At 40.3% G+C, this 13150-nt stretch carries 14 protein-coding genes; 4 read left to right on the top strand and 10 right to left on the bottom strand.

Going from position 1 to position 13150, the window contains the following annotated elements; all coding sequences use genetic code 11:
- Positions 1-25 precede the first annotated feature (25 nt).
- The 8 genes from HMPREF1517_RS07715 to add all read right to left on the bottom strand — a co-directional run bounded on the left by HMPREF1517_RS07715 (position 26) and on the right by add (position 7295).
- A complete protein-coding gene (locus HMPREF1517_RS07715; protein WP_037600791.1) occupies positions 26-637 on the bottom strand; it encodes a lysozyme family protein in 612 nt (203 codons plus the stop codon).
- 1 nt (position 638) lies between these two features.
- The gene (locus HMPREF1517_RS07720; protein WP_037600795.1) at positions 639-1616 is read right to left on the bottom strand and encodes a nucleoid-associated protein; all 978 of its coding nucleotides are present in this window, start codon (positions 1614-1616) and stop codon (positions 639-641) included.
- A 5-nt stretch (positions 1617-1621) separates the two neighbouring features.
- Entirely contained in the window at positions 1622-2872 is a 1251-nt protein-coding gene (glyA, locus tag HMPREF1517_RS07725) for a serine hydroxymethyltransferase (protein ID WP_037600798.1), read from the bottom strand.
- Between the two features lie 92 nt (positions 2873-2964).
- Entirely contained in the window at positions 2965-3570 is a 606-nt protein-coding gene (locus HMPREF1517_RS07730; protein ID WP_037600801.1) for an L-threonylcarbamoyladenylate synthase, read from the bottom strand.
- Entirely contained in the window at positions 3557-4390 is an 834-nt protein-coding gene (gene prmC / locus HMPREF1517_RS07735; RefSeq protein WP_037600804.1) for a peptide chain release factor N(5)-glutamine methyltransferase, read from the bottom strand. Before prmC ends, HMPREF1517_RS07730 begins: the two co-directional genes overlap by 14 nt.
- Positions 4387-5466 (bottom strand): peptide chain release factor 1, encoded by a 1080-nt coding sequence (gene prfA / locus HMPREF1517_RS07740; RefSeq protein WP_037600808.1) that lies wholly within the window; start codon positions 5464-5466, stop codon positions 4387-4389. Before prfA ends, prmC begins: the two co-directional genes overlap by 4 nt.
- A 37-nt stretch (positions 5467-5503) precedes the next feature.
- Positions 5504-6100 (bottom strand): thymidine kinase, encoded by a 597-nt coding sequence (locus HMPREF1517_RS07745; protein WP_037600810.1) that lies wholly within the window; start codon positions 6098-6100, stop codon positions 5504-5506.
- Between the two features lie 184 nt (positions 6101-6284).
- Positions 6285-7295, bottom strand: coding sequence for an adenosine deaminase (add, locus tag HMPREF1517_RS07750; RefSeq protein WP_037600814.1), 1011 nt, complete (start codon positions 7293-7295; stop codon positions 6285-6287).
- Positions 7296-7469: 174 nt separating this feature from the next.
- Between add and yghU the strand changes: the two genes are divergently transcribed.
- From yghU to HMPREF1517_RS07770, 4 genes are all read left to right on the top strand, one after another.
- Positions 7470-8258: a glutathione-dependent disulfide-bond oxidoreductase gene (gene yghU, locus HMPREF1517_RS07755; RefSeq protein ID WP_037600817.1), complete on the top strand. Its 789-nt coding sequence runs from the start codon at positions 7470-7472 to the stop codon at positions 8256-8258.
- Between the two features lie 80 nt (positions 8259-8338).
- Positions 8339-9283 carry a DHH family phosphoesterase gene (locus HMPREF1517_RS07760; RefSeq protein WP_037600820.1) on the top strand — a complete coding sequence of 315 codons (945 nt, stop codon included), beginning with the start codon at positions 8339-8341 and terminating at the stop codon, positions 9281-9283.
- On the top strand, positions 9270-10202 hold the full coding sequence (locus HMPREF1517_RS07765; protein ID WP_037600822.1) for an FAD:protein FMN transferase: 933 nt from the start codon (positions 9270-9272) through the stop codon (positions 10200-10202). Before HMPREF1517_RS07760 ends, HMPREF1517_RS07765 begins: the two co-directional genes overlap by 14 nt.
- Before the next feature lie 106 nt (positions 10203-10308).
- Positions 10309-10551 (top strand): type B 50S ribosomal protein L31, encoded by a 243-nt coding sequence (locus tag HMPREF1517_RS07770; RefSeq protein WP_003093591.1) that lies wholly within the window; start codon positions 10309-10311, stop codon positions 10549-10551.
- 126 nt (positions 10552-10677) lie between these two features.
- Here HMPREF1517_RS07770 and HMPREF1517_RS07775 read toward each other — a convergent pair whose 3' ends face one another.
- Both HMPREF1517_RS07775 and HMPREF1517_RS07780 read right to left on the bottom strand, forming a co-directional pair.
- Positions 10678-11940, bottom strand: a complete 1263-nt coding sequence (locus tag HMPREF1517_RS07775; protein ID WP_037600825.1) for an NRAMP family divalent metal transporter — start codon at positions 11938-11940, stop codon at positions 10678-10680.
- 138 nt (positions 11941-12078) lie between these two features.
- Complete coding sequence (locus HMPREF1517_RS07780; RefSeq protein ID WP_037600827.1) at positions 12079-13047, bottom strand: DUF1002 domain-containing protein; 969 nt, start codon at positions 13045-13047, stop codon at positions 12079-12081.
- Positions 13048-13150 lie beyond the last annotated feature (103 nt).

Here is a 13150-nt window from a genome sequence, read left to right on the forward strand (position 1 = left end):
TTCCTTAAGAATGAAGTGTATCCTCTTAGAGACGAGAGAACATACGCATCAAAAAGAGGTTAAACTGCACTTCTTTGGCGTAATAAATATTTCCGCCATTTGTATAAAGCTTACCCCCACCATAATACATGGCAACAGGTTGATAATAAGTATAGGTTTCCCCACTAGTATTTCCTAGACTCGGAGCAACGACATTTTTTGAATAAGCTTTTGCTAATTCAACGGTGTTAACTCCACCATTATCAGCCACATAATCGATATAGGCCTTACCAAAATTATAAGCTTGTACTGCTGTCCAAGGATCCACCTTATGGTGGGCAGCTTCTTCCAGATTTTCTGACAGCACCGTCACCCCTTGACGAATACTTTCTTTTCGATCTGTGATGGAGTTAGTCACCCCTGTAGAACTTTCACTGGACTGCATCACGTCATCTGTCTTCCCCTTGGTTTCTGTGTAGATCATAGCCAACACCAAATCAACATTGGTTGTATTATCAATGTCGTCTTCAGCCAAAACCTCCTTAACCATGGATTCATAGGTTAAGACATGTTGAATATTGGCATGGATTCGATAACATTGGATACCTATGATGAGGACTACGACAAAAACCGCCAGACGTCTTATCCATTTAAACATATTATTTATTGATGATATCCTCGATATTTTTGATGAGAATAGAGTAGGTGCCATCAGGATTTTGAATAAATTCAACACTATCAGCATCCTGATACACATTATTAGGCACGATTAACTCAATTCCGTTCGATAACGATAATTTTTGATTCTCCAATTTCTTAATTTGACGTGAATGGTCAATATCTGATACCGAAATAGGCTCAGGTATAGCCTCTTTGAGCTCATCAACGAAAGTCAAACGAGCTGTCAAATTATTATCAAAGAGCTGGTCTGCCAATTTTTCAGGTGATAACTCTTGGTCTTCTTCCAAATTATTGAAAATAGCAGATTTCATTTTTCCTTGGAAGTTAAAGTCATCCTGATTAAAATTCTCGGCAATCTTCTGGGCAGTATCTTCAACCATCTTAATCGATTTTTTGACAGATTGTTCAGGCTGAACCTGTAACAAATTTTCAGAGAAATAATTGGCAAAGCTTCCATTATGCTTGATTCGCTTTTCAATCAAATAATACTGCTTACTACTACGATTGATTACCAAAGCTTCATCAGGTGTCTGGGCCGCAGATGGCAAATTATTTTGTGACAATTGAATAGGATGCTGACTATCTCCCAAAGAATGAATCAAACTGTCCTTGAGAGCAATACGCAAGAAAGCAAAATATTCTTGCCCTTCTTTATCAAACTGAATAAAGACCAAATCATTGGTCTTTTGATCTTCAGAAATGACAAATTCTTCCTTCCAAAGTTGGGAAATTTTAACAGAACTTTCCATCAAATCATCTCCTAGATGACTGATAAAAACATTTTCCGCATCGAAATAGCCACGTTTAGCCTCATCAGAGAAAACCTTAGTGAGTTTCTTTCGAAAATACTCATCTAAGCGAGGCGTTATTTCAAGAGGCCCTTCTGCTAAAACCAGCTCCGTATCATTTGGCGAAAACTGGTGAATGACAATGCGTTTAATATATAAATCTAACATAGTTTTTAATAGAGTGGGAAGGCATCTGTAAGAGCTTTAACTTCTCCACGAATCTCTTCCAAAACTTCAGGTTTATCGTGATTTTCCAAAGCTTGAACCATCAATTCAGCAATTTTACGGCTCTCAGCTTCACCCATACCACGACTCGTAATAGCTGGACTACCAACACGGATACCAGATGTCTTGAATGGAGACAATTGCTCATATGGAATACCATTCTTGTTCAAAGTAATATTAACTTCTTCAAGAACATTTTGCGCAACCTTACCATTTTCAACAACCTTAGTCACATCAACCAAGAAGAGGTGATTGTTAGTTCCACCTGAGATAACACGGAAATCTGGATGTTGATTGAAAACGTCAGCCATGGCAGCTGCGTTCTTGATAACATTTTCCCCATATTCCTTAAAGGCAGGGTCAAGTGCTTCTTTAAGAGCAACAGCCTTAGCAGCAATAACGTGTTCCAATGGACCACCTTGCAAACCAGGGAAGACCGCAGAATTCAATTTCTTAGCGATATCTTCATCATCAGTCAAAATCAAACCACCACGAGGACCACGAAGTGTCTTGTGAGTTGTTGTAGTGGTCACATGTGCATGAGGAACTGGACTTGGATGATGACCAGAGGCTACAAGACCAGCAATGTGAGCCATATCTACCATGAGGTAAGCACCTACAGCATCAGCAATTTCACGGAATTTAGCAAAATCAATGATACGTGAGTAAGCTGAAGCCCCAGCCACGATGAGTTTTGGTTGTACTTCTTTAGCTTGAGCCAGAATAGCATCGTAATCAAGAAGTTCAGTTTCTTTATCAACGTTGTAAGCCACAAAGTTATAGGTCTTACCAGAGAAGCTAACTGGTGCACCATGTGTCAAGTGACCACCCGCTGACAAATCCATTCCCATAACCGTATCACCTGGTTGGATCAAAGACATGTAAACTGCTGCATTGGCTTGACTACCTGAGTGAGGTTGCACGTTGGCAAATTTTGCTCCAAAAAGTTCTTTGGCACGCTCAATAGCAAGAGACTCAACTACATCAATCACGTCTGTACCACCATAGTAACGTTTACCTGGATAGCCTTCTGCGTACTTGTTAGTCAAGAGAGTTCCTTGAGCAGCCATTACTGCTTTAGATACCACGTTCTCAGAGGCAATCAACTCAATATTGTTTTGCTGACGTTCTGCCTCAGCATCGATGGCATTCCATAGTTCAGGGTCAAATGCTTTGTAATCTTCTTTATCAAAAATCATAGAGGTCTCCTTTGAGGTCTAATGGGGTTCAATCAACTCACCCACATACAATCGGAAATTATCTCACACTTCCATAGGTCTCTGTTAGTCATTTATTCTATGGTCAACTCGGGTAGAGCCGCCAATAGGTCTTCTTTTGTAATTTTTCCTTGTCTGAGAATCTTAGCAGGTGAGACCGACAAATCCAATATTGTCGAATCTACACCTAACAAGGCATCATCATCTTGATAGCCTGTCACCTGAAAATCAAATTGCGCTCTTATTTGGTCAAAATAACGACCACTAGCCTTCCCAGACTTATTAGCAGATGGACCAATCAAAGGGCCCTCAGATTGAATCAGTTCTCTAGTGACAGGATGATTTGGCAAACGGAAGCCAACTGTCGCCAAACCTGAATTAATCCATCTAGGTACTTGATCATTAGCTTTTAAGATGATGGTCAGAGGTCCAGGCAAAAAAGCATCATACAATTGTTTTAAATACTTGGGTTGCTCTTTTGAGTAGGACAGGATATCTTCATAAGAAGCGACATTCAAATTCATAGCTTTATCTCTAGGACGATTTTTCAGCTCATAGACATGGTTTACAGCACTCTCATCCATAGCCTTAGCAAATAGACCATAGACAGTCTCTGTAGGAAGAACGACTGCACCACCGTCAGCCAAGATTTCTCTTAATACTTTCTTACTTTTCATCATCCATCACGACCATTCTATCTTGTCCAAATTGGTCCTTAAGGACACGCACTCGCTTATCAGGAAAATGTAGAGACAAGAGCTTTTTCAAATCCATTCCCTGCTTATAGCCAATTTCAAAGTAGAGCTTTCCACTAGGAGTCAAATACTTATATGCCTCCTCAATAATCTGTCTATAAATGGCAAGCCCTTCTTCATCAGCAAACAAGGCCATCTTTGGCTCGCTAGCCAAGACATTGACCCCAACTTCGTTCTTATCATTTTTAGAAATATAGGGAGGGTTTGACACAATGATATCAAAACTACCAGAAATATTTTCGAAAACATCTGATTGAACAAAGCTGATGGCTACCTGATTTAGCTTGGCATTCTCCTTAGCAAGTACTAAGGCATCCACTGATAAGTCACTAGCTGTTACTTGCCAAAGGGGGCGACTCTTTTTCAGGGATACCGAAATAGCACCACTCCCAGTTCCGATATCAAGAACCTTAAGCTCTGTGCTTGGATTTTCCGCTAAAATCAAGTCCACTAGTTCTTCAGTTTCAGGACGTGGAATCAAGACACGCTCATCAACCTGAAAACGTAAACCATGAAAGTCTTCATAGCCCAAGATATACTGGGCAGGATGGTGATTCTTTAGTTGGCTAAATGCATGAGCTAATAGCTCAGCATCCTCCTCTGAAACTTCCTGACGCAATTGAAGAACAAAATGAGTCAAGTCCCATTGCTTCAAACCACGATAAACAAAGGAAAGGGCCTCTGGCTCTTCTCCAACAGCCTCAAGCTGCTTTTCATAGTCAGCCAGAACATCCGCTAAAATCATTTGTTAAGCTCTTCCAATTTTTGAGTTTGATCGTAAAGAACAAGAGCATCAATGACTTCATCCATTTTCCCAGCCAAAATCGTATCTAATTTTTGAAGGGTCAAACCAATACGGTGATCCGTTACACGGTTTTGTGGGAAGTTGTAAGTACGGATACGCTCTGAACGATCCCCTGTACCAACAGTAGATTTACGCTCAGCATCTTGTTCATCTTGAGCAATCTGTGCAAAGTGGTCCGCAACACGCGCAAGGATAATCTTCATGGCTTTATCACGGTTCTTCTGTTGTGTACGTTCTTCTTGCATCTCTACTTTGATTCCAGTAGGAATGTGAACCATACGAACCGCAGTCGCAACCTTATTGACGTTCTGACCACCGGCACCAGAAGCGTGATAGATATCGACACGAAGGTCCTTAGGATCAATTTCGTACTCTACTTCTTCAACTTCTGGCATGACCAAAACAGTTGCTGTCGAGGTATGAACACGACCTTGACTCTCAGTCACAGGCACACGTTGCACACGGTGTGCTCCAGATTCATATTTGAGTTTAGAGTAGACTGATTGTCCTGAAACCATGGCAACCACTTCTTTGATACCACCGACACCATTGTAAGAAGCTTCCATGACCTCGAAGCGCCAACCTTGTGTTTCTGCGTATTTTTGGTACATAGCTAAAAGGTCACCTGCAAACAAGGCAGCTTCATCACCACCTGCGGCTCCACGGATTTCGAGGATAATATTCTTGTCATCATTAGGGTCTTTTGGCAAGAGAAGAATTTTCAAACGTTCTTCATACTCTTCTTTAGCGGCTTTAGATTCTTTGAGTTCTTCCTTAGCCATTTCTTCCAAGTCAGGATCACCGCTTGCTTCCTTAATCATCTCTTCAGCATCTGAGATACTTTGGATGACTTGCTTGTACTCTCGGTAAGCTGTCACCGTTTCACGAGTATTTGCTTCTTCACGCGACAACTCCATGAAACGTTTAGTGTCTGAAACGACTTCAGGGTCACTAAGCAATTCACCCAATTCCTCATAACGGTCTTCAACCGCTTGTAACTGATCATAAATATTCATTTGTTATCTTTACTCCTTATATAACTAATAGTCGTTTTTAGGCCTTATTCAAAGGGATTATGTTTTCTTGAGGTGGATTAAACCAGTGCTTTCGGCAAACAGAGATATAACTCTCGTGTCCTCCAATTTGAACTTGTGCTCCCTCATAAACTGGCTTACCATCTTCCATACGAAGAACCATGGTTGCCTTTCTCGAGCAATAATGACAAATAGTCTTGATTTCATCAATCTTATCAGACAATAGCAAAAGATATTTAGAACCTTCAAAGAGATTGTTCTGAAAATCATTTTTGAGACCAAAAGCCATCACTGGGATATCTAACTCATCAACAATTCGTGCCAAATCATAGACATTCGCACGGGTCAAAAACTGAGCCTCATCAACTAAAACACAGTAAGGTCGTGGATCCATATGAGCAATGTAACCAAAAATATCCGTATCATCACCAATAGGATAGGCCTTCCGCTTCATGCCAATACGACTAGAGATATAGCCGACCCCATCTCGATTATCCAAACGACTGGTCAACAATACTACTGGTTTTCCTTGTTCTTCGTAATTATAGGCAACCTTAAGAATCTCAATGGATTTCCCAGAATTCATGGTGCCGTAGCGAAAATAAAGTTGTGCCAAACCAGTCTCCTCTAAAATATGTATTGTACTTATTTTATCATAATTCCAAGCGTAAAAGGGAGGGAGACTGAACAATTTTTGAAAAAAGTTCGCCTCTCTCCCCTATTTTTATGATAGGTTTAACTGATGTTCCAAATGGCTCAATTTTATCACCTTTATAAAGTTTTACCAGTCTATTTACTTCTTATGAATAGGCTTTAGCCAATTTTTCAAGGAGTTCTTCTTTCTCCTCATCACTAGCAAATGAAGCTTCGATTGCTGTCTTATTATGAGCATAGAAGTCTTGAAATGAGCTATCAAAATGCTTGTGATAGAGTTCGTACTCTTTGGTCAGGTTTGTATCAGAAACGGTACGATTGTCCGTATTAATGGTAATATTAGCCCCTGCCGCTTTCATTTTTAGATAAGGAAAATCATCAACTGTAATAGCAGCCTTAGTCTGGAGATTACTTGTTAAACATAACTCTCCTGTGACACCATTTTTGACAAACTCTTCCAGAAGCTCAGGCTCTTGAGCCAGGATCGTTGCATGACCATTACGCTTAATTCCCATGGCAATTGACTCAGCCAAAAAGGCTGGGCAACCACACTCACCAGCATGAAAAGTCATCGGACGGTTGTAACTTTGGACTTGTTCAATTAGAGGTTTAATCGCTTTAGGTCCATAATGATGCTCATCTCCAGCAAAATCAAAACCAACAAAGTCACTATCTTCAACTTCATTTGCTTCATCAAGAATACGAGCCGTTAATTCTTGATCTGATTGGCGCATGCCACAAACTAGGGCCTTGGCTACAATACCGAATTCTTCTTGAGCTTGACGTAAGCCTTGACAAACAGCATCAATGGTTTCAGCGACAGTCAATCCCTTATCCATTGACAATTCTGGAGCAAAACGCACTTCAATATAGATAACATTTTCAAGAGCAGCCTGTTTAGCAACATCATAAGCCGCAACGGTCAAGGCTTCCTTTGTTTGAAGCAAAGGACGAATATAATCAAAAGCCTCAAGATAATCTAAGAGACTCTCACAGGTAGCAGGTGCTGTCACATGGTGTTTGAGCTCCGCATCGTCCTCAGGTAACTCAATCTGTGCCAAGTCAGCTAGGTGGCGAATGGTTTCCAATGATAGAGAACCATCCAAATGACAGTGTAGTTCTGTTTTAGCCAACTTATGAAAATCAATAGCAGTCATTCTTTTCTTCCTCTCTAAACAATATGTTTTTTATCAGATAAAAATTAATTTTTACTATCTTATCATTCTTATAGAAAAAGTCAAGGTATCGCGCCTAATAGGACGTAGTAGATTCTTGAAATGCCATTAGCATTTTGTTAGGATGTAACTATCAAGAATACAAGGAGAAACTTTATGTCTGACTATATTTTACCAGAAGTTTGGGAAAACCCAACCTCTATGGGAGGTGCCTGGGGTGGCCTCAATCAACCTACAGCTGGTGCACGTTTTGAACAAACTCTACCTAAAGGTGACCAACCTTTCCAACTCTATACTCTTCCGACACCAAATGGTATCAAGGCAACTATCATGCTGGAAGAATTGAAAGAACTTGGTGTGACTCAAGCGGGTTATGACGCTTATCGTATTAAGATTGGTGATGGTGACCAATTCGGCTCAGACTTTGTTTCAATCAATCCAAACTCAAAGATTCCAGCCATGATGGATTACTCTGAAGACCAACCAGTTCGTGTCTTCGAATCAGCTAACATCCTCCTTTACTTGGCTGAAAAATTCGGCAAACTCATTCCAACTGATCACGCAAAACATACAGAAGTTCTCAACTGGCTCTTTTGGCAAACAGGTGCTGCTCCTTTTCTAGGTGGTGGCTTTGGGCACTTCTTCCACTATGCACCTGAAAAAATCGAATATGCCATCAACCGTTTTGCCATGGAAGCCAAACGCCAACTTGACTTGCTTGATAAAGAATTAGCAACCAAACCTTATATTGCTGGTGATGAGTATACTATCGCTGATATCGCTATCTGGTCTTGGTATGGTCGTCTTGCTCAAGATAAGATCTGGGACAAGGCTGGTATTTTCCTTGATGTTAAAGAATACAAGCACCTTCAAGCTTGGACTGAAAAAATTGCTGACCGTCCAGCGGTTAAACGGGGACTTGAAGTCGACTATAAAGAGATCTAATTTTTATAACGGTTTGCCTAGGCTAACCGTTTTTCTATTGTTTCATGATATAATAGAAGCAAAATTACAAGGAGACATTCATGACTGTATTTCAAGCTATTTTAGAAAAAATCAGAGCCTACGACACTATTATTATTCACCGCCACCAAAGACCTGACCCTGATGCCATTGGTAGTCAAGTGGGACTGAAGGAAATTTTAAAAACAAACTTTCCAGATAAAAAAGTTCTTGCGACAGGTGTCAATGAGCCTACCTTATCTTGGATTGCTGAGATGGATGAGGTAACTGACCAAGATTATGAAGGGGCGCTTGTTATTGTTACCGATACAGCCAACACCCCTCGTATCGACGACGATCGTTATGATAAAGGTGACTTCCTTATCAAAATTGACCATCATCCTAACGATGATGCCTACGGTGATCTTCTACTTGTTGATACGACTGCTTCAAGTGCCAGCGAAATTGTAACTGACTGGGCCCTCAGCCTTGACCTTTCCTTGTCAGATGCCGCTGCGCGTGTTCTTTACAATGGTATTGTTGGTGATACAGGCCGCTTCCTCTTTCCATCTACTACTCCTAAAACACTTCAAATCGCGGCTAAACTTCGTGAATACGACTTTGATTTTGCAGCAATGGCTCGTCGTATGGACAGTTTCCCTTTCAAAATTGCTAAACTACAAGGTTATGTTTTCGATAATCTAGAAGTTGATGAAAATGGTGCAGCTCGAGTTGTCTTGACACGAAAGATTTTGGATGAATTCAATGTTACTGATGCTGAAAGTTCTGCTATTGTTGGAACTCCAGGACGTATTGATTGTGTCGAATCTTGGGCTATTTTCGTAGAGCAGCCTGAGGGACATTACCGTGTCCGTCTACGTAGTAAAAGCATTGTCATCAACGAGATTGCCAAACGCCATGATGGTGGCGGCCACCCACTTGCTAGTGGGGCCAATTCCTACAGCTTAGAAGAAAACGAACAAATCTATCAAGAAATTAAGGATACTGTTGCCCATGCAACTCACTAATCGTCGTGTACGTCTCATGGGAACTGTGATTGACGTCTCTATCTATCATAAAGAACCAGAACCCCTGCTAGACCAAGTTGAAGCACTTCTACATACCTACAATAAGCGCTTCTCAGCCAATGACAACAGTTCCGAACTCATGAAAATTAACAAGGCAGCAGGCTTACATCCAGTGACAGTTCACCCAGAACTTTTTGAACTTATTTCTCTTGGAAAATGGCATAGCTGCCAACCTGGAAGTCACCTTAATATTGCTATTGGGCCTCTCATTCAGACTTGGCGCATTGGTTTTTCTGATGCTAAGCTGCCTCTTCCTGAAGAAATTCGTCCGCTCCTGGATATCATCAATCCCGATGCTATTGTTCTATCCGAGAAAAATCAAAGTGTTTTTCTCAAAGAAAAAGGGATGAAAATTGATCTTGGTGCTCTGGCAAAGGGATATATTGCAGATCGTATTGCAGATTTTCTCAAAGCTGAAAAAGTAACCAGCGCCCTAATCAATCTCGGGGGTAATGTCCTAACCTTTGGACCAGCTCTCCATAATCCTGACCACAAATGGCGAATTGGTATTCAAAATCCTAAGGAGACTAGAAACACAAATCTTATGGTGCTTGCTATAAGAGACCAGTCTGTGGTCACTTCGGGAATCTATGAACGTACTTTTGAGATAGATGGCAAAACCTACCATCATATTTTTGATAGCCAAACTGGTTATCCAGTCTCCAGTGACCTAGCCAGCCTTACCATTATTTCATCCCTCTCAGTGGATGGTGAAATTTGGACAACCCGCTTATTTGGCTCTAGTCTCGAACATATTTTCCAGGAAGTTAGTTCACAAGCTGAGCTGGAAGCAATCATCGTTGATAAAGACAATCACTGCTTTCAGACAGGTGGCATTTACAAAATGCGAATTTCCTAAAAAATAGTAAAAAAGACTTGTCAAGTAGACCACCTTTTGATAAACTAAAATAGTTAAAAAAAACTATGGTGCGGAAAGTACCATGGCAGAAAGGAAATATTTTAACATGAAAAAAGATATCCATCCAGATTACCGTCAAGTAGTATTCATGGACACAACTACTGGTTACCAATTCCTTAGCGGTTCAACTAAACACTCAAACGAAACAGTTGAATTCGAAGGTGAAACTTACCCACTTATCCGTGTAGAAATTTCATCAGATTCACACCCATTCTACACTGGCCGTCAAAAATTCACACAAGCAGACGGACGCGTGGATCGTTTCAACAAAAAATACGGTCTCAAATAAGCAACATCTTGTTGTTAAGCCATTCCGATTGGAATGGTTTTTTTGTATGCTCTTGGGTATAAGCTCTCCTACTCCCATATTTATAAAATAAAAAAACAGCTTCCATATGGAAACCGTTTATTCCTATTAACCTGCTTTACCAATAGCCAAAGCCCAGATAAAGAAGAGGGCAAATCCGAACAAGAAGATCAAACCTGCAATGGCAAGTCCTTTCAACCAAGTTGGAAGGTCTTTCTTCTCTTTTGTAACAAGTACGTAATTCAAAAGCGCAAAGAAAGGTGTTGTAAGGAATGAACCAATCATGGCGAAACGAAGCATGGTTGCTACTTGACCTTGGAAGAAGAAAATAATGATGAGACCAAGAATAGCTGTCAAGGTCATCCAAACATTCAAAGGTGTTTGATTTTTTTCTTTTTGGTTAAACAAAAGACGAAGAGAAATTTCGTTAACACGTGAGTAACCATCAATAACGGTAATTACAGTACCAAAGATACACAAGAAAGCGATAAAGGTAATCAAATAGCGTGACCATTCACCAAGTACTGATGCGTACATACCAACAAACTGTGCAATATACTTAGCTGATGCTGCTTCTACAGGCTTACCAGTTGGATACTGAATAAGAGCCCCGAGTGCTACAAAGAATACCGCAAGAATAGCTGTTCCGATGTAACCAACGTTAAAGTCAAAGAGGGCATCATCAGTGTTGAAATCAACAGTTTTCTTTTTCTCAGCTGACCAAAGTGAGTTAATGGCTGAAATTTCAATTGGTGCTGGCATCCATCCAAGAAGTGAAACGATAAATGGAAGGGCTGCGAGCTGCCATGGTGTTTTTTCAACGAAGTCAGCACTGTACTCTGGGTGTTTGATTGCCGCAATAATAACTGCTGCTACTGTTGCAATAGTCAAAGCTGACATGATCCATTTAGCCATACCATCAAGAAGTTTGTAACCACCAAAGAGTAACATACCCCAGATAATGGCAACCAAAATAATTGACCATGTGGTAATACTCAAACCAAGCATTGGAAAGGCACTAGCAATGATGGCTGAACAAAGAATAGAAACTCCCGCAGTATTAACCAAAGCTGAGAAAACATTCAAAATGAAGAATACCCAAAGATAGAATTTACCTTTCTCAGCATAACCTTCAACGAGGGTTTTACCTGTATCTGCGGTATACTCAGCACCAAAACGGAAGAATGGGTATTTGAAGAGGTTAGCTAGAATAACCAAGCCTAACAAGGCCCATCCATAAGAACCACCAGCTTGGGTTGATGAAACGATATGGGAACCACCTACGGCCGCTGAAGCCATTAGGATACCAGGTCCCATTGCTTTTATTTTACTACGCCAGGTAGACTGACTAGTTACACTTGTTTGTGACATAAGAGAATCTCCTAAAACAAATTTTCAGAATAATCTGAATTGATGTTTACCATTTTACACAATTGTTGGAATAATTTCAATAGCATTTCACATATTTTCTGAAAAATAGAAAAAGCCATCCAACGGATAGCTCTTTTACTATTTAGACAGTCCTGTAAAGAAATCTACGATAGCTTGCCAAATTTGTGCAAAAATATTTTTGCTATTCTCAAGGGTTTTGTTGGCATTAAAGTTTAGGTTGATTCCAGAGAAGGTATTACCAGCTTTCGAAACGATAGAATCTTTAAGTGAACTCAAGGTTGACTTAAAGCTAGCACTGTCAATGATTGAAGACTTAGACAAATTCAAAGCAAAATTCACCAGAAGATTAACTTGCGTATCAGAAAGATCCAAGTTGTAGTTATTGATGGTTTGCTGAACAATCGTTTTAGCTTGATCTTCAGTCAACTTATTCCCTTTATCAGCAACAGCTGACTTAATATCAGTCATAGCTACATTAAGCTTGTCTGCATCATAGTCAGTCTTACCAGAATTTTCCTCATTGATTTGAGAAAGGGTTTTAAGTTCCTCTTGCGCAAGCTCTTTACTTTCATCTGAAACTTTAGCCCCATTTTGCTCAAGGGAATAGTAAATACCAGCCAGGGCACTTTCTCCTGTAACTGCAATTGGTGCTGCTACCGTAATCTTAGCATGTTCAATACCAAGTGTCGTGGCAGCATTACGGTACATATCTGGAGTGATTTTCGTGATATTTTGCGGTGTCACAATCTCTACACTCAAGGTTTCCTTAGCACCCAGCTTAGCAATCTTAACCGAAGAATATAGCTGAAGACTAGAATCGTCAGCCACATTCATGATATTAGCGTAAGCAGATGTCGTCAAGGTCTTGACATTAGTATCCTTACTACTATCATACCCTAATAAATTCAAGGTTTCATTTCGTTGCTCTTCCGACAATGAATACCCCATCACATAGTCTGGTTGAACATAAGATTCATCAATAACCTTTTGGACTTGTGATGATGTTGCTGCTTGAGCAACCGAAGTAAAGGCTGTTACTGAAGCCAATATAGCCATCCCAGTAACAAGAAGTTTTTTCAATTTCATGTGTGTTTCCTTTCGAAAATAGAATAGTATTCCATAATCTCCTAAAGGACGACTGACTCTAGGCCCAGCCGCTCACCTATTATACCATGACTTAAAAAATTAA

This window comes from Streptococcus sp. ACS2, from assembly GCF_000525585.1.
In the GTDB taxonomy this organism is placed as follows: Bacteria; Bacillota; Bacilli; order Lactobacillales; family Streptococcaceae; genus Streptococcus.

Coding starts and splice junctions, on each gene's coding strand:
- HMPREF1517_RS07715 (WP_037600791.1), bottom strand. CDS start 637: ATGTTTAAATGGATAAGACGTCTGGCGGTTTTTGTCGTAGTCCTCATC.
- HMPREF1517_RS07720 (WP_037600795.1), bottom strand. CDS start 1,616: ATGTTAGATTTATATATTAAACGCATTGTCATTCACCAGTTTTCGCCA.
- glyA (WP_037600798.1), bottom strand. CDS start 2,872: ATGATTTTTGATAAAGAAGATTACAAAGCATTTGACCCTGAACTATGG.
- HMPREF1517_RS07730 (WP_037600801.1), bottom strand. CDS start 3,570: ATGATGAAAAGTAAGAAAGTATTAAGAGAAATCTTGGCTGACGGTGGT.
- prmC (WP_037600804.1), bottom strand. CDS start 4,390: ATGATTTTAGCGGATGTTCTGGCTGACTATGAAAAGCAGCTTGAGGCT.
- prfA (WP_037600808.1), bottom strand. CDS start 5,466: ATGAATATTTATGATCAGTTACAAGCGGTTGAAGACCGTTATGAGGAA.
- add (WP_037600814.1), bottom strand. CDS start 7,295: ATGACTGCTATTGATTTTCATAAGTTGGCTAAAACAGAACTACACTGT.
- yghU (WP_037600817.1), top strand. CDS start 7,470: ATGTCTGACTATATTTTACCAGAAGTTTGGGAAAACCCAACCTCTATG.
- HMPREF1517_RS07760 (WP_037600820.1), top strand. CDS start 8,339: ATGACTGTATTTCAAGCTATTTTAGAAAAAATCAGAGCCTACGACACT.
- HMPREF1517_RS07765 (WP_037600822.1), top strand. CDS start 9,270: ATGCAACTCACTAATCGTCGTGTACGTCTCATGGGAACTGTGATTGAC.
- HMPREF1517_RS07770 (WP_003093591.1), top strand. CDS start 10,309: ATGAAAAAAGATATCCATCCAGATTACCGTCAAGTAGTATTCATGGAC.
- HMPREF1517_RS07775 (WP_037600825.1), bottom strand. CDS start 11,940: ATGTCACAAACAAGTGTAACTAGTCAGTCTACCTGGCGTAGTAAAATA.
- HMPREF1517_RS07780 (WP_037600827.1), bottom strand. CDS start 13,047: ATGAAATTGAAAAAACTTCTTGTTACTGGGATGGCTATATTGGCTTCA.